This is a genomic window from Kurthia sp. Dielmo, assembly GCF_000307285.2.
Classification (GTDB): Bacteria; Bacillota; Bacilli; order Bacillales_A; family Planococcaceae; genus Kurthia; species Kurthia populi.
Map to the genome: position 1 here is coordinate 275,841 of NZ_HE578959.1, position 15,870 is coordinate 291,710.

The window sequence follows — 15,870 nt, forward strand, 5'->3', positions numbered from 1 at the left end:
CTGACGATTGCGGCTTTTTTAGTTGAATTTAATAGCTATTAAAAATCGTTGCCATGTCATTACAAAATGTTAAATGTTTAAATGGTTGCTTTTCAGTATAGATTCTTGCACCTTCGCCACCAATGACGAAGCGAATATGCGGATGCTGTGCCGCAAATTTTTCGAGATTGAGTAATTCATCAGGAAATAATTCAAACGGCTTTAATGTAGCTGCTGATAATAAAACGACTTGTGGCTCAAGCTTTAATATCAGTGCTTCGATCGTAGAAACAGAGGGTGAGCTACCAATCATAAAATTACGATAGCCTTTAATACTTGCTTGAATTAATAAAATTTCAATAGCAATTTCGTGATTTTCTCCAGGCAGGCACGCACCTAAAACTAATGGACGTTCATTATTGACCGGGAAGCTTCGTCGAATGGTCGCTAAAAAATCACGAATAATCGTTGAAGCAAGTGTTTCTTGGTACTCAAACCAAGAATGATTTTGCCAATTGTCGCCTACTTGATGCAAGAAGGGAATAATCAATTGATGTAAAAATTCATTGATACTTAAAATAAGATGCGCTTCCTGTAATATTTTATGAAAAGCTGCTTCGTCGCAATTCCAACCATACTCTAATAATTTAAATAAATAATGAGTCGTTTGTGGTTGGAACGCTGGCAACGTATTTGTCTTTTCCATTGCGCTACGAATCGTTGCACCGTCACGAATATAGTGTTGTATTTGCAATAAACGTAAAACATCTGACTGCGTATACTGGCGATAACCATTCTCTAGCCGGGTTGGTTGAATAAGTTGATGGCGTTGTTCCCATTTTCGAATTGTTTCTTTTGTAAGACCTGTAATATGTGACACTTGTGAGATTGTATAGTGATAATCTGAGTGATTTAGCATGATGACCCAAATCCTTTCTTCCTTTAAATTATAGGCGATTTTGAGCATTCATTCAAATTGTCTAATATTATTAAAAAAACATTATACAAAAAAATATAAAAAATAATAAATTTATAAAAAAGAAAGGAATTTAGTTTGTATATTTATAACTAATTAAGTCTTTTTTTAAATATTTATATACTTTTTAAGGTCTAAATGCTTCTAAAAGACATATTTTTTTATTTTTTTAAATATGTATGTTTCAAAGAGACTATTGATGATGATTCATTAGTACAACTTTTAAAAAAATAAGTTTGACAATGTTTAAGGAGAGGTAAAGTCATATTAGATTTATCAGAAGTTCATACTAATCAAACAGGAGGAACTTAACCAATGAAAAAGAATTCATTTAATGAACAAGAGATTCATGCATTATTAAAAGACGCACAAAATGGAGATACTGATGCAGCAGCCGAGCTTGTAGACCGATTCCAGCCTCTCGTGTTGTCAATTGTAAATAAGTATTCACGCAAGATGAATGAACGTGAAGATGTTGTACAGGTGGGCATGATGGGGCTAACGAAAGCGATTCAAAAATTTGATTTGAATTTAGAAGGAAAATTCATTTCATACGCTGTTCCGACAATCGCTGGGGAAATCAAACGTTATTTCCGAGACTGCACATGGGACGTACATGTGCCGCGCCGCGTCAAAGAATTTTATATGCATGTCAATAAAGCAGTGAATGAATTAAATGAACAATTACAGCGCTCGCCTAAAGTTTCAGAAATTGCGGAATATCTACAGGTAAAAGAGGATGTTGTATTAGAAACGATGGAACTAATGAGTGGCTATAACACATTATCTCTAGAAGCTCCTGTAGAAATGGGCACAACAGATGGTGCACCCTCTACATACAATGATTATCAAGGGATGATAGATGACAATTACGAGAAATTTGAAGATCATCTAGTGTTAAAACAGTCTTTAAATTATTTGACTGAGCAAGAACGAGAGATTGTTGAACTTTTATTCTTTAAAAACTGGACACAAACAGAAGTAGCGGATAAGTTTGGCGTGTCGCAAATGCATATTTCACGTATGCGTCGAAAAATCCTTTTAAAATTAAAAAATACAATTCGTGCGCATGATAATTTAGATATGCCACAGCGTTTTTCAAAAAATGCGTAGTATCAAAGAAAATCGCGTCTAAAAAAGAGTCTGGGACAAAACACGTCATTTTCTTTTTAAGCGTTCGCAACAAAAAAACCGGAACCGCGCCACAGCGTGATTCCGGTTTTTCGTATGTTCCTAGGAACGGGGATTTTTACACGTATGTCAAAGCTTCTTTTATACCCTACATATGCGCTGGTGCCTCAATACCTAAAAGATTTAAGCATTGCTCTAAAATAATAGACGCGGCATACAGCACGGTTAAGCGGTCCTGCTGCGTGTCATCCTGCGTTAAGACTTTTTGTTGACCATAGAATTTATTAATGGTGCGAGAAAGTTGTAAACTAAATTTAGCAATTTGAGAAGGGTCTGCCTGTGTATAGGCACGCGCAATCGTCGCTTCAAATGTTTCGAGCACTTTAATGAGCGGCCATAATGTATCATCGATTGCTTGAAGCGGAGTAGTATGTGCTTTAAAATCGGCTTTTTCAAGTAATGTATGAATACGTGCATTCGTATATTGCACGTATGGACCAGTCTCGCCTTCAAATGTTAGCATTTGCTCGATTGAAAATTCGATATCATTTAGACGGTCGTTTTTTAAATCATTGAATAATACGGCGCCGATACCAACTTGTTTGGCAACTACATCACTATTTTCAAGCGTTGGATTTTTTTCTAGAATGGTTTGCTTTGCAGCTTCCATTGTTTCATTCAATACATTTGCTAATAAGACAATTTTGCCCTTACGTGTCGACATTTTTTTGCCGTCTTTTAGCATCATACCAAATGGAATATGGGCAAATTTTGATGCGTCATAGCCCAGTTTATCAAGCACTTGGAACCATTGTTTGAAGTGTAGTGTTTGCTCGCCACCAACAACATAAAATAGTTTTTCAGGTGCGTAGTTTTCGAGACGATAAATGGCAGCAGCTAAGTCACGCGTTGCATAGAGTGTCGCGCCGTCTTTCTTTTTAATTAAGCAAGGAGGCAGGGTTTCACCTAAATCAACGACCTGTGCACCTTCTGAAGATGTTAGTAATTTTTTAGCTTCTAGCTCTTCTACGACGCGGTCCATTTTATCATTATAAAAGGCTTCGCCATTCGTTGAATTAAAATGAACGCCTAAAAGCTCATAAATTTCATTAAATTCGAGTAAGGAAGCTTCGCGGAATTCTTTCCAAAGCCCAAGTGCTTGTGCATCTCCGTCCTCAAGCGCTTTAAATGCCTGGCGTGCTTGCTCATCAAGTGTAGCATCTTTCTCCGCTTCCTCATGGAATTTTACATAAATCTTTAATAACTCTTGGATTGGCTGCTGACGAATTGCCTCAGGATTGCCCCATAAGCGATACGCAACGATTAATTTTCCAAACTGTGTACCCCAGTCTCCAAGATGGTTAATGCGAACCGCTTCATAACCCATTTTTTCTGCAATATTCGAAATTGCTTGCCCGATAACCGTTGAACGTAAATGCCCCATTGAGAAGGGTTTCGCGATATTTGGTGATGAATAGTCTACAACCACTTTTTTGCCATTCTTCGGTGCCGTCGCATAGGCAGCTCCCTCGCTCACAATTGCTGGAATAATCGTATTCGCGATAGGAAGCGGCTGTAAGAAGAAGTTCACATATGGGCCGTTTGCAACCACTTCTTTAATACGCACATCTTGCAATTTTTCTGCTAAATCCTTCGCAATGTGAACAGGAGATTGGCGTAGCTGTTTCGCTAAAATAAAACATGGAAAGGCAATGTCACCTAGTTCATCATGTTTTGGTTTTTCAAGTAATTGTTCGATTGTCGCTTGGTCAATGGCGTGATCAAGTGTGTCATGTAGTAATTGTGCAATCATTGTTTTCATTTTTTTCTCCTCCAATAAAAAAAGCCCTCGCCTCTATAAAAGAGACGAGAGCATAGATTCCCGTGGTACCACTCTAGTTGCCAAAATTTGGCCACTCATCATTGTTAACGAGGATTGCCCCGATACTTCCTACTACGTTTCAGAAGTTTTCTCCAAAGTGCGGTTCACCGTATGGATTTGTCTAGGCTTACACCAATTCCTAGCTCGCTTAACCCTCTCATATCGGCTACTCTCTTTTTCATCGAATTTGTCGAATCATTGAATTGTGTTCCATATTACTAGAAAAAAATACATTGTGCAATGTTTTTTTGAAAATAAAAAAACGCCCTTTCGGAACGTTTGTTCTGTTTTTGCCGCAGTTTAAATAAATTACGTATTATTCGATTTCTATTATTTTTAGTATACCTGATTGTAAAATATAAGTCTATTTTTTACTAGAAAAGCTCGGTATAGTAGACGATACAGTGAGGGGGAAAGCGCATGAAATGGAATAAAAATTTGAAAATTCGTCTTGTAGGAGAAGGGTTATTTAACCTATGCTACTGGATGTATTTCCCGTATATGGCCATTTATTTTAGCAGTCAATTTGGCGTACAGCTAGCAAGTATATTGATGATGATTCCACCGTTTGTGCAGCTATTCGGCCAATTGATCGGTGGGGTTATTGCCGACACACTTGGGCGACGAACAACGATGCTTATTGGTGCTAGTATTCAGGCAGTGATGTTTGCATTATTTGCGTTATCAACGGAAAACTGGCTTGATTATGTCGCCTATGTGTTGATTGGCATTGGCGGTGCACTTTATAGCCCCGCGAGTGACGCGATGGTTGCCGATTTAGTGCCAGACGAAGAGCGCAAGCACGTATTTGCGACATTTATTACCGTCAAAAATATTGGTGCGGTACTGGGCCCGGTAATCGGGGCCACGTTATTTTTCTCTTATCGCACATCTTTATTATGGGCCTGTACGCTTATTTTAAGTGTGTATCTACTCATTATTTTTATTGAAATGACCGAGACCTTACCAGGAAAAAGGCCCGCTAAAAAAATCACACGTAGCCTCCTAGAAAAGGCCGGCAATTATCGCCTGATTGTGCAAGACCGCGTATTTTTTCTCTATATTTTAGCTGGTGTGCTATCGATCTTTACCATTATGCAGCTCGACTTATTTATCGCTAAATACATCGTTGATGAAGTACCCGCACAGTGGCATTTAGATAGTCGTTCTATTCTAGGTCTTCTTTTAGGCATTAACGGTCTGATGTTTGTGGTGCTTATTTTACCGACAACACGCTTACTTAAAAATTGGCGGGACCGAGATGTGTTTATTTTATCCTGCCTACTAAACGGTGGTAGTTTATTTCTTATGAGTATAACAACCAATCTTGTGCTACTCATTGTACTCATTGTGACATTCACGCTGGGTGAAATTGTCCGCGCACCTGTCATCAATCATTTTGTTAGTAGACATGCACCAGAAGCGATGCGTGGCCAATATATGGGTGCTTCTAACATGCAATATACGATTGGTCGTATGTTGGCGCCTCTTATTTTTTTCGTATCCTCTCCTATACTAGCAGGAACAACGCTATTTATCGTATCAATAATAAGTATGATGCTTTATCTAAAAATTTCTCACTATCCGTACAAAGTAAAAGGATTGGAATAATCAATTCCAACCCTTTAATTTTAGTGAGCAGCTCGTAATTCATTTTCTGTTACCCATTTATGATTTTTAATCATTTGTCCATCTGCATCTTTATAATCGACCATATAAACGGTCGTTTTTTTAGCGGAATCAATTGTCGCTCTAGCACCGGCCATTCCTTCCATATGGTCAGCAGTTAGAGTTACTTTGTCACCCTTTTTATACGAAGTAGGGGAGGCTTTCTTGATTTCTTCATGAATGACCCATTTATGGTTTTTGACAGGTTCTTTTTTACCCGTAGTCGGCGTGTAAGTCACGCTATATACCGTAGTGTCGTACGCACCTGAGACAGTCGCTTGTTGTCCGTCCATACCAGGCATATGATGGGCCTCCATGATTACCTTACTACCTACTGAAAATTTAGGATTCTTTTCTTTTTTAACAGCATCCGGTGCTCCTTCACTTGACGAATGATTCATCGATTCATGATTCATATCATGTTGCTGTTTTGGCTGTTCTTCCGTCGTGTCAGCTTGTCCACATGCACTCAGACTTATTACTCCAATGATAGCTGTTGTCATAATCCATTTTCTCATGTATTCTCATCCTTTCTTTTGTTTCATTATAAAAAGAACTTATGTAGAACTTATGAAGAATGGCGAGGAAGATCAATTTGACAAGTCATGCCACCTATATCATTATTTTTCATCATAATGGTTCCTTGATGGGCTTCTACTAATGCTTTTGTAATCGTTAGTCCTAACCCTTTATTAGAAGAGGATGTACTACTAACATAGCGCGTAAATAGCTTTTCAGGAGTGGGTGAGCCACCACCTGTATCTGCGATAATAATACAAAGAGATTGCCCATTTTCCTTTGCATAACACTGAATACGTCCATCTGATTCGACAGCGTGAATGGCATTTTCAAAAATATTTTGTAAAATTTGTGTAAGTCGTTTTTCATCGACGAAGCCCTTTAAATGAGGTGCTACATCAATCGCTAACTCCATTTTTTTTGATAAACAAATCGGCGCATAAAGCATCGCCGTTTTTTCGATAATTGGTGCAATGAATTGGTTTTTTCGCTCAATAGTGAATTTCGGATCATTAATCACATTTAATTGATCTAGCTCTGCTACAAGACCAATCAATCGATCTAACTCCGCTGTACAATTTGATAAACGTGCTGGTGTTACTTCCCAAAGGCCATCTTCAAAAGCACTTAATTGACTTTTTAAAGTAGCCAATGGATTCCGTATTTCATGTGCCAGATTTTGAGTCATTTCATTTCGTGATTGCTCATACTGAGCGAGTGTTTTATCGAGTGTCTGTAGGGAACACCCCAATTGTCCGATTGCATCATTTGGCATAGAAGGTAAGGAGACATATCTTTCTCCTTTGACGAGCTTAAGCGCAAAAGCTTGAAGAATGTGCATTGGCTTGATAATCATTCGCGCTAATAAAAAACTCGCAATGCTAATTACTACGAAAAGAATGAGTAATGTCCAACTAGCTGTTTCTCGTAAAGCCATATCAAAATGGGCGAGGAGTGCGTCATTTTGACTAGAATCGAGCATTTGAAAATGCTTATGTGCTTTATGTAATAAGATATACATACTGATTATTAGCGTAGAAAATGTGAAAAGAGTCAACAGAATCGTTATTTTCACTACAAGTTTCATGAGAGATGACTCACTTCTTCTAATTTATACCCAATACCAAAAACAGTTTGAATGAGTGGGTAGTTTATTTTCTTCCGAATATTTTTTATATGCTGATCAATAACCCGTGGGTCTGTCTCTTCACTAAATAAATTTTCAATCATTTCATAACGACTAAATACTTTCGTTGGATTCTCAAGTAGTAATGTCATAATTTTCCCTTCATTTTCTGTCAACGTAACGGCTTCATCCGGTAAGGTAAGCAGTCGTGCTGTTGCTTCATAATTAATTGCACCCACTTGAAGATTCGCTGATTTCGGTAAAAGCCTTTTTGCACGTGCTACGATTTCTTTTGGATGAAAAGGTTTAATCACGTAATCGTCAGCTCCAATATGAAATCCATTGAGCTTATCTTCAATGCTAATTTTTGCGGTAAGCATAATGACAGGAATCGATGTTTCTAGCTTTAGATAGCGACAAATATCTTCACCACGCATATCGGGCAGCATTAAATCTAAAATAACTAAATCAACAACATGTTTTTCAAGTAAATCTAATGCCTGACTTCCTGTATGCGCTATAACTACATGCGCTGGTAATTTTTCAAAATACGTTTGTAAAACATCGGTAATAGGATGTTCGTCGTCAACAAGTAAAATGGTGTTCATTTTATACCCCCCGCCCCTTATTGTTGACTAATTAGAGCGAGGTTGCAAGAAACTTGCGACCAATCAAAAAAGATAGCATCTCTTTTTTTAGAAGAGAGCTATCTTTTTTAAAATCGTAAATGTTGCTTAGCTGCTTTTCGTGCCTCACGTTTTTCAATGGAACGCCAAATCGCCAAATACACCGGAATAAAAATAAGACTGAAAAGGGCGATGACACCGATTAAAAGTGGCACATTCGGTGCTTTAGCCATCGTGTTATAAAAATAAGCACCCACGAAAACGAGTACATAGATGATAAGAAGCCATAACCAAAACAACGCCTTCGTTGTGTAATTTCTCATAAAATCCCCCCTGCATGTAAGTGTACCATGAAGCGAACATACAAGGCATCTAACTTCTGGGGATATTTTGTTAATTAATTAAAGAGCGTTTTAATCTGCTCAAGCGCCCAGTCTAGCTCTTCTTTTGAAATCACAAGAGGTGGTGCAAAGCGGATAACGGTTGCATGCGTTTCCTTACATAATAAGCCCTTTTTCATCAGTGCCTCGCAGTAAGGACGCGCATCTGTGTGTAGCTCAATACCAATAAAGAGCCCTGTGCCACGAATTTCTTTAATAGCTGCATGGGTGATTGTTTCAAGTTGTTCCTTAAAGTACTGCCCGAGCTCAAGCGAACGCTGTACAAGGTTTTCCTCTTCAATGACTTCAAGAGAAGCAGTGGATACTGCACAAGCTAGTGGATTGCCGCCAAATGTTGAGCCGTGTGAGCCAGGGTTTAAGACGCCTAAAATATCATTATTCGCCACGACCGCAGAGATTGGCATCACACCGCCGCCTAATGCCTTCCCTAAAATAAGCATATCCGGCGTGACATCCTCCCATTCATAAGCGAATAATTTCCCCGTACGCGCAAGGCCTGTTTGGATTTCATCACAAATGAATAATACTTGATGTTTGCGACAAATTGCTTCTACTGCTTTTAAATAGCCTTTTGGTGGCATAATAATGCCCGCTTCCCCTTGAATGGGTTCAACGATAAACGCCGCCGTATTTGGCGTAATCGCTTGCTCGAGTGCCTCTGCGTCCCCGTAAGGCACGACCTTAAACCCTTCTAACATTGGCCCAAAGCCTCGCTTATACTCCTCCTCAGATGAGAGGGATAAGGCGCCCATTGTACGACCATGGAAATTGCCGATACAGCCAATAATTTCTGCTTTCCCTGCTTCCACACCTTTGACATCATATGCCCAGCGACGTGCCACTTTAATTGCGGACTCCACCGCTTCAGCGCCTGTATTCATCGGCAGCACCATATTTTTTCCGGTCATTTGTGTCACCTTTTCATACCACGGTGCCAATTGGTCATTATGGAAGGCACGTGATGTTAACGTGACCTTCTGTGCTTGGTCGACAAGCGCCTGAATAATTTTAGGGTGACGATGCCCTTGGTTGAGTGCCGAATAAGCCGATAGCATATCCATATACTTCGTGCCCTCCGGATCATATACCCAAACACCTTCGCCACGCTCAATCACGATTGGCAGTGGGTGATAATTGTGTGCGCCTAATTTTTCAGTTGTTGTCATAATCGATGAAGATGCTGTTGTCATAATCAATCCGCCCCTTTAAAAAAAGTATGTGTCGACTTTATCTATGCAAAAATCATGCCAACTTTTACTAAGCGTCAAATCCGCATCATAAAACGCTTTTTATTGTATGACAAGCCAGAAAATTAAGAAATTTTTTGGCGTTTTACCCATTTCGCCAATTTTTTTTGCTATGCTAGTGAAAAGAGGTGACAAAATGGAAAAATTATTAATCAATGCCATGGATTGTTTGAATGTAGGCGTTCATATAATTGATGCGACAGGCAAAACCATTGTATACAATCATAAAATGTCCGAGCTAGAGGCGATGAATCGTAGTGAAGTGCTCGATAAAAATATTCATGATGTCTTTCAGTTTCAAGAAAATGAGGAAAGTACATTACTAACGGCACTTCATACCGGGGAAGCAGTGCTAAACGTAAAGCAGCAATATTTTAATAATATCGGGCGTAAAATTATGACGGTTAATAATACCTATCCGATTGTTGAAGCGGGTGAGGTAACAGCCGTTATGGAAATTGCGACGGATGTTACGAAAATAGAGCGACTTTTACGACATCAAAAAGAGGCACTAAAGCCATCCTTCCATTTTGATGATATTATTGGTGAAAATAGTGGGCTTCTCGATGTTATAGAGCTCGCAAAACGTGCGGCGCGTACAACGTCTAATGTGCTATTAATTGGCGAAACAGGAACCGGAAAGGAATTATTTGTGCAAAGCATCCATGATGCTAGCAACCGCTCCGATAAGCCACTCATTGCACAAAACTGTGCGGCGTTGCCTGATACGCTAATGGAGAGTATTTTATTTGGTACAACGAAAGGGGCATTTACGGGTGCAGAGGATCGTCCCGGCTTATTTGAGCAGGCAAATGGCGGTACGTTATTGTTAGATGAGTTAAATTCATTACCTATCCATCTACAGGCCAAGCTACTGCGCGTACTACAAGAGAAAAAGGTGCGCCGGATTGGCGGCTTACAAGAGATTTCAGTAGATGTACGCATGATTGCGACCATTAATGAGGATCCATTTGAATTAATTGTACAGGAAAAGCTACGTAAAGATTTATATTATCGTCTTGCAGTTGTTGCACTAATGATTCCGCCGCTTCGAGAGCGCATGGATGATTTAGATTTACTAGTGGAAAGCTTTATTCATAAATACAATGATTTGCTGCAAATGAATGTCCAATCGATTTCACCCGCTGCCCGCGAGCATTTTCGTCAGCATGACTGGCCGGGGAATGTGCGTGAACTTGAGCATGCGATTGAATCAGCCATGAACAGTATGGAATATGAGCAAATTATTGATGAGGTACATTTGCCGTATTATTTCCGGATGAAAGCTCCTAAACTTCAAAAAGCGATGTTTACATCATTTGAGCAAGATTCGTCAAAAAACTTAAAGGAGCAATTACTCGATGCAGAGCGTGTCATTTTAGAAAAAGTATTAACGGATACACAGCATCATATTACGCTTGCCGCAAAACAGTTAGGCCTTAGCCGACAAAGTCTCCAATATCGTATGAAACGCCTCGGCTTACAATAAAAAAGCCGCCTGCGTCGAAACGCAAGCGGTCAAATGAGAAGAATATGAAAAGTACACTTATAATATAACCACTATATGCTTAGTGTAAACCTTATTTTTTCAAAAAAAGTAAATAAAGTTGAAAAAGTAAAATATACCTATTTTTCAGTTTCTTCCTCAGATTTTGTTAAAAGCGCTTGAATGCGCTCATTATACATTGCATGAAGCTGATTGATTTCTTGCTGATGCTCACGGCTCATTGCGACAAGCTCATTATTTTTCGCCGCAGATTCCTGCATACGCACAAGCTCAATATCTTTTGCATGAGATGTTTCAATCGCCTGTAATTGATTTTCTAAGTCGTGGTTTAGCTGATACGCTTTTTGAAGCTCGTTATCTTGCGCTTTCAATTCTTTTTTATGTGCTGTCACTAAAGCTGTATGCTCTTGCTTCGCTAATGCAAGGTCATTGCGGAGGCCCTTATAAGAGGCAATCTCTTCCTCTAGCTTCGCGATTTTTTCACTATAGCTCGCAATTAATGCCTGCTTGTCGCCCATTGTACCGGCAAGCTCTGCATTTTTTGCTTCAAGCTCTGCGATGGCGTCATTTAGTTCATCATACTGTGTGTTCATCGACTCCACAGCCGCATCCTTTTCCTGTACTTGCTTTTGCAAGTCTGCGATGGTGCGGTCTTTTTGTTTCACAAGCTCTGTGGAATCAACAATTGCCTGGTCACGTAAATAGCCTGAGCGCTCGATCATATTTGCGACTAATGTATAAATACGCTGTGTATGATGTTCTAGCTCATCTAAATCTGGCGTAAATTCCGTCGCTTTATCCTTCATCGTTTGAACCTGGTATAGGGCGACTGCTTTTTCTAACCATTCTTTTGCTGAATAGCCACTTTCCTCGATGATTTTTTCGTTTTTTCATGCATTTCATCTGTGATTTTGAAGCCCATTGTTTTATCTGCCATTTGAAAAACTCCTTTGTTAACATTTTGTGATTTACGCGGGGTTAACTAGCCTTATGTACGTTAACATCAGTATAGCATAATCATCTTTTCTTTTTGTAGCGCCTTGTATACAATGAAATAAACAAAGGGGGAGTATGATGACAGCATTAACGTATTTTTCAATTGGGAAGCCTAAAAAAATGAGTTATGGGCGCGATAAAACGATGGAGACTGGCATTTGTAAAGAGGCCGTAACAGAGGCTTTTTTAACAAAGGATGGCTTTACAGGCGATGGTGTAGCGGATTTAAAGCATCATGGTGGCCTAGACCGTGCCGTTTGTGTGTATCCGTATGAGCATTATTTGCAGTGGCAGGAAGAATTCGGCGATACATTACCACCCTCTGCATTTGGCGAAAATATTACGGTACGTGAGGCACTTGAAGCAGATGTCGCAATTGGTGATATTTATCAGCTGGGGGATGCGATCATTCAGGTGACACAGGGACGCATTCCTTGTAATACAATCAATCGTCGTGTAGGGAATCCACAGATGATGAAGCGCATGGTAGAGACCGGCTTTACGGGCTATTTATGCCGCGTACTAGAAGAAGGTAGCGTCTATAGTGATTCAGAAATGACGTTACTGCAAAAAGACCCAGCGAATATAACCGTACTCTTTGGGAATGAGACATACTTCCATCATGCGAAAGATGTAGAACGCATGAAAAAAATCATTGCGGTCGATGCACTTGCAGATGATTGGCGCGAGCGCTTTGATACACGATTAGCAAAATTAACATATTAAAAAAGGCCTTCCAAATTTGGAGGGCTTTTTTTTAAAGGCCAAGTTGTTTCTTTAAGGCTTGCGTTAATAATGGAATGAAAAGATATACATACTCAACTACCCATCTACAAAAAAACAGTATACTAATAATATATGACATAACTAGTTAAATCTCATGTTAAGGTAGGAAATGGGCAGCGAATATTTAAAAAGAAAATACTCATTACATTTAATCCGCATAAATATAATGATTTAATTCTGTCACCGTCGTTGGACCATAGTCAAAGCAGCGTGTAATGTCCTGACCATTATCATGTAGCTCGATTGGATCGACCTTTAAGCCTGCATATTCTGTAGCACGTAGGTAGAAGTATTTTGTCTCCGGAACATGTGTAAAGCCTAATGCTTCAAGCTTTCCTTTTTCATATTGTGGTGCTTCAAAAATAATAATAGGGGCTTTTAATTGATTAAAGACGAATTGCTTCATTTCCTCAATCGCAAATGTCGTATAGTCATTGTGTACTGTATCACTTAATACAGTGAAATTTTCTAAAAAGACAATATCCGTGAAACCCGCAAGTGCATGGAAGAAGCCATATTGCGCAAATAAATGATATTCGCGTTCGATATTTAAGTTTTTATAGGAATATTTTAAAACGTTTAAACGCAATTGACGTAATGATAATTCAATCATCGGTGTATGCTGACGCACATAAGGGTACTGGACCACACGGTTTTCTGCTTGAATCACGCCACGAATACGGCGCTCATATTTACGAGACACTTCGATTTCATTTAAAAAGGTGAAACGTGCCATTGTACGGTCCTCTAAATAAGTAAGCTCAACTTCACTCTTTTGTGGAACAACCGGCACAAATTCGCCGTAGCTTAAATCGGTTGTGCCATCAAAATCCAATTGTAAAAAGGCAATTTCCTGCATCATTGGGTAAATGCCTGCATCTAAAAATAAATAATCAAGTGATTTACGCATTTTTGTGCTTAAATGTTGCATGTGAATGTATAGACTTTTAAGTAATAATTCATACACTTCATGCTGGTCAATCATTTCCTCTTCGTTTACCCATTTGCTGTAAAATGGACGCGTCATAAAGGCAAGTGTTTGTGTGTCATGTTTCCAAATTGTTGGCTGCATCGCCTCATAATTTTTATAAAAGGCATGGTGAATTTTTAAAAGAAGCGGCGACCAATTAGCAGAAGCCGGCTTTTCAACGAAGTAAAGTGTTGTTTGCGGTGAATCTTCTTTTTCAAAGAAACGTGCCTTCGGGTAGTCGACGCGCGCTGTTAATTTTATGTAAGGCACTGAAAGCCCATTTATATCAACGGTTAAATTTGTTTCAATTATTTCTACATATTTCTGATCTATTTCATAATACATATTGTACACCTTCCGCACATAAGATATATGAATTATACCAACATAACAAATGTGTGCAATATCCTATTTAATAAAGAGCTGTTTTAGCTCAAGACATTGGTTTTATTCTCCATAAATAGGTGCTTTTTCGTACGATACTTTTAAAATTATTCATTTAAAGGAGTTAAAAATAAGCGTATTTATCTATTTTAAAATAACAAAAAAATGCATAATCTAAATAATTAATATTTTTAAATACATACGGCCTATATAAAAAACTTAAAAAACCATTTTGTATATAATTTGGCGAAATAGCCATATGTCTTTTAACACAAATTTGAATTCACTCATTTTTTTCGTATAATAAGGAACCAGAAATGAGGGACATAAATGACAGATATGATGTGGCTTCTTTTAAAAGGGGGCATTATCGGCGTGACAATCGCTGCGCCAGTAGGACCTATTGGAATATTATGCATCAAACGTACGTTAGAGCAGGGGAAATGGATTGGCTTTGTGTCCGGATTAGGTGCCGCAACAGCAGATGGTGTATATGGTATTATTGCGGGTCTTGGGTTAACGGTTATTATTCATTTTTTAACAGGCATTTCAATATGGTTGCAGCTTATTGGCGGCGTCTTTTTACTTTATCTTGGTATACAAATGCTACGTGCGAAACCTTCACATGAAGCAGCAAAAGCAAGTCGTGGCAAAAATCCGTTAAAGGCGTACCTTTCTACTTTATTTTTAACGATTACAAACCCCATGACGATTTTATCTTTTTTAGCAATCTTCGCAGGGCTTGGCATTACGACGACTGAGTATAGTGGTGTCATTTTAGCAATGGGTGTCTTTTTTGGCTCCGCGATTTGGTGGCTACTATTAAGTACAGGCATTGCGTCCCTAAGCCGCTTCATTGGCAAAAAATTATTTCAAGGCATTCATTATGCATCTGGTATTGTGTTAATTACATTTGCGCTTGTCGCCTTTTTTACACTTTAACTAAAAAAACAGACAACCATTTTGGCTGTCTGTTTTTTTAATTCCGATCTTTAACGTACACGAATAGTGACACGAGCACCATAATACCGACAACAATTCCTGTACCCGTTGCCATCAGTGCCTGCTCATTCGCAACAGAAACGCCGATTAAAGCCCAAGTTGTCACTAATAGGAAGAATAAATCACGTGATACTTTCACGGCTAGTATCGTTAATAACGCTGCAATGATAACTAGCACAAATGAGCCAAATACTTCATTAATGCCAAGTGAGACACCATTGTATTTTAAAACAAAGCTAATATTTGCGATTGTCGCAACTGAAATCCATGCTAGATAAAATGAAAAAGGTAGTCGCTTTCCAAAACCTTGCTCATCATTTTTATACTGTAAATAGATGAAAATGAGTGTCACAAGCAGTAATAGCATGAAAATAATTGATGTACCAAAGAATTCGAAGTGCCAGCAAATCAGCCACGCGATATTCCATACACAGGTTGCGACAAAGGCAACACCAACTTTTGTATTAAAATCGCGACGCTTTACACGCTTGTAAATAACAATCAGCCAGACAATTAATAGAACATATATTAAAGACCAAATTGAAAAGACATAGCCAGCTGGTGTAAAGAGTACATTGATTTTATTCGATATTTCACCTGTTGTTTGCCCGTTAAGTGGTAATAAATTGGCGAGGGCATTAACGATGACCATCGCTCCAAAACCAATCCA

15 protein-coding genes and 1 other annotated feature are annotated in these 15,870 nt (G+C 38.8%); of the genes, 5 read left to right on the forward strand and 10 right to left on the reverse strand.

The genetic code is table 11. The annotated features are described in order from the left end of the window. Nucleotides 1-28 precede the first annotated feature (28 nt). Nucleotides 29-898 (reverse strand): MerR family transcriptional regulator, encoded by an 870-nt coding sequence (locus KTHG_RS12580; protein ID WP_186439594.1) that lies wholly within the window; start codon nucleotides 896-898, stop codon nucleotides 29-31. A gap of 372 nt (nucleotides 899-1,270) precedes the next feature. Between KTHG_RS12580 and KTHG_RS12585 the strand changes: the two genes are divergently transcribed. Further along, nucleotides 1,271-2,068: a SigB/SigF/SigG family RNA polymerase sigma factor gene (locus KTHG_RS12585; protein ID WP_139993995.1), complete on the forward strand. Its 798-nt coding sequence runs from the start codon at nucleotides 1,271-1,273 to the stop codon at nucleotides 2,066-2,068. A gap of 166 nt (nucleotides 2,069-2,234) precedes the next feature. Here KTHG_RS12585 and argS read toward each other — a convergent pair whose 3' ends face one another. Further along, complete coding sequence (argS, locus tag KTHG_RS12590) at nucleotides 2,235-3,908, reverse strand: arginine--tRNA ligase (protein WP_139993997.1); 1,674 nt, start codon at nucleotides 3,906-3,908, stop codon at nucleotides 2,235-2,237. Nucleotides 3,909-3,945: 37 nt separating this feature from the next. After that, nucleotides 3,946-4,159 (reverse strand) — a binding site (T-box leader). Between the two features lie 229 nt (nucleotides 4,160-4,388). Between argS and KTHG_RS12595 the strand changes: the two genes are divergently transcribed. Beyond that, a complete protein-coding gene (locus KTHG_RS12595) occupies nucleotides 4,389-5,579 on the forward strand; it encodes an MDR family MFS transporter (protein WP_139993999.1) in 1,191 nt (396 codons plus the stop codon). Nucleotides 5,580-5,599: 20 nt separating this feature from the next. Here the strand turns inward: KTHG_RS12595 and KTHG_RS12600 are convergent, their stop codons facing one another. The 5 genes from KTHG_RS12600 to KTHG_RS12620 form a co-directional block, all read right to left on the reverse strand. After that, nucleotides 5,600-6,154, reverse strand: coding sequence for a YdhK family protein (locus KTHG_RS12600; RefSeq protein WP_139994000.1), 555 nt, complete (start codon nucleotides 6,152-6,154; stop codon nucleotides 5,600-5,602). 50 nt (nucleotides 6,155-6,204) lie between these two features. Beyond that, the gene (locus KTHG_RS12605) at nucleotides 6,205-7,242 is read right to left on the reverse strand and encodes a HAMP domain-containing sensor histidine kinase (protein WP_139994001.1); all 1,038 of its coding nucleotides are present in this window, start codon (nucleotides 7,240-7,242) and stop codon (nucleotides 6,205-6,207) included. Further along, on the reverse strand, nucleotides 7,239-7,889 hold the full coding sequence (locus KTHG_RS12610) for a response regulator transcription factor (protein ID WP_126989447.1): 651 nt from the start codon (nucleotides 7,887-7,889) through the stop codon (nucleotides 7,239-7,241). The genes KTHG_RS12605 and KTHG_RS12610 overlap by 4 nt, the downstream gene beginning before the upstream one ends. Before the next feature lie 107 nt (nucleotides 7,890-7,996). Beyond that, a complete protein-coding gene (locus tag KTHG_RS12615; RefSeq protein ID WP_126989448.1) occupies nucleotides 7,997-8,230 on the reverse strand; it encodes a hypothetical protein in 234 nt (77 codons plus the stop codon). Between the two features lie 74 nt (nucleotides 8,231-8,304). Continuing rightward, on the reverse strand, nucleotides 8,305-9,498 hold the full coding sequence (locus KTHG_RS12620; protein WP_139994002.1) for an ornithine--oxo-acid transaminase: 1,194 nt from the start codon (nucleotides 9,496-9,498) through the stop codon (nucleotides 8,305-8,307). A 193-nt stretch (nucleotides 9,499-9,691) separates the two neighbouring features. On the opposite strand from KTHG_RS12620, the gene KTHG_RS12625 reads away from it, so the two are divergent. Then, a complete protein-coding gene (locus KTHG_RS12625; protein ID WP_139994003.1) occupies nucleotides 9,692-11,044 on the forward strand; it encodes a sigma-54 interaction domain-containing protein in 1,353 nt (450 codons plus the stop codon). A 137-nt stretch (nucleotides 11,045-11,181) separates the two neighbouring features. On the opposite strand, the gene KTHG_RS12630 is transcribed toward KTHG_RS12625, so the two are convergent. Next, nucleotides 11,182-11,868 (reverse strand): hypothetical protein, encoded by a 687-nt coding sequence (locus KTHG_RS12630; protein WP_255512451.1) that lies wholly within the window; start codon nucleotides 11,866-11,868, stop codon nucleotides 11,182-11,184. Between the two features lie 265 nt (nucleotides 11,869-12,133). Here KTHG_RS12630 and KTHG_RS12635 point away from each other — a divergent pair, with 265 nt between their 5' ends. Then, nucleotides 12,134-12,784 carry an MOSC domain-containing protein gene (locus tag KTHG_RS12635; protein WP_139994004.1) on the forward strand — a complete coding sequence of 217 codons (651 nt, stop codon included), beginning with the start codon at nucleotides 12,134-12,136 and terminating at the stop codon, nucleotides 12,782-12,784. A gap of 208 nt (nucleotides 12,785-12,992) precedes the next feature. Here KTHG_RS12635 and KTHG_RS12640 read toward each other — a convergent pair whose 3' ends face one another. After that, a complete protein-coding gene (locus KTHG_RS12640; protein ID WP_126989453.1) occupies nucleotides 12,993-14,159 on the reverse strand; it encodes a hypothetical protein in 1,167 nt (388 codons plus the stop codon). 369 nt (nucleotides 14,160-14,528) lie between these two features. Here KTHG_RS12640 and KTHG_RS12645 point away from each other — a divergent pair, with 369 nt between their 5' ends. Next, complete coding sequence (locus KTHG_RS12645; protein WP_370362766.1) at nucleotides 14,529-15,140, forward strand: LysE family translocator; 612 nt, start codon at nucleotides 14,529-14,531, stop codon at nucleotides 15,138-15,140. A 37-nt stretch (nucleotides 15,141-15,177) separates the two neighbouring features. On the opposite strand, the gene KTHG_RS12650 is transcribed toward KTHG_RS12645, so the two are convergent. Beyond that, nucleotides 15,178-15,870: TspO/MBR family protein (locus KTHG_RS12650; protein WP_370362767.1), on the reverse strand; the 693-nt coding region annotated here is incomplete at its 5' end.

Bases quoted from the DNA above. Each gene is read 5' to 3' on its own strand.
- KTHG_RS12580 (WP_186439594.1), bottom strand. From the start codon at position 898: ATGCTAAATCACTCAGATTATCACTATACAATCTCACAAGTGTCACAT.
- KTHG_RS12585 (WP_139993995.1), top strand. From the start codon at position 1,271: ATGAAAAAGAATTCATTTAATGAACAAGAGATTCATGCATTATTAAAA.
- argS (WP_139993997.1), bottom strand. From the start codon at position 3,908: ATGAAAACAATGATTGCACAATTACTACATGACACACTTGATCACGCC.
- KTHG_RS12595 (WP_139993999.1), top strand. From the start codon at position 4,389: ATGAAATGGAATAAAAATTTGAAAATTCGTCTTGTAGGAGAAGGGTTA.
- KTHG_RS12600 (WP_139994000.1), bottom strand. From the start codon at position 6,154: ATGAGAAAATGGATTATGACAACAGCTATCATTGGAGTAATAAGTCTG.
- KTHG_RS12605 (WP_139994001.1), bottom strand. From the start codon at position 7,242: ATGAAACTTGTAGTGAAAATAACGATTCTGTTGACTCTTTTCACATTT.
- KTHG_RS12610 (WP_126989447.1), bottom strand. From the start codon at position 7,889: ATGAACACCATTTTACTTGTTGACGACGAACATCCTATTACCGATGTT.
- KTHG_RS12615 (WP_126989448.1), bottom strand. From the start codon at position 8,230: ATGAGAAATTACACAACGAAGGCGTTGTTTTGGTTATGGCTTCTTATC.
- KTHG_RS12620 (WP_139994002.1), bottom strand. From the start codon at position 9,498: ATGACAACAGCATCTTCATCGATTATGACAACAACTGAAAAATTAGGC.
- KTHG_RS12625 (WP_139994003.1), top strand. From the start codon at position 9,692: ATGGAAAAATTATTAATCAATGCCATGGATTGTTTGAATGTAGGCGTT.
- KTHG_RS12630 (WP_255512451.1), bottom strand. From the start codon at position 11,868: ATGAAGGATAAAGCGACGGAATTTACGCCAGATTTAGATGAGCTAGAA.
- KTHG_RS12635 (WP_139994004.1), top strand. From the start codon at position 12,134: ATGATGACAGCATTAACGTATTTTTCAATTGGGAAGCCTAAAAAAATG.
- KTHG_RS12640 (WP_126989453.1), bottom strand. From the start codon at position 14,159: ATGTATTATGAAATAGATCAGAAATATGTAGAAATAATTGAAACAAAT.
- KTHG_RS12645 (WP_370362766.1), top strand. From the start codon at position 14,529: ATGACAGATATGATGTGGCTTCTTTTAAAAGGGGGCATTATCGGCGTG.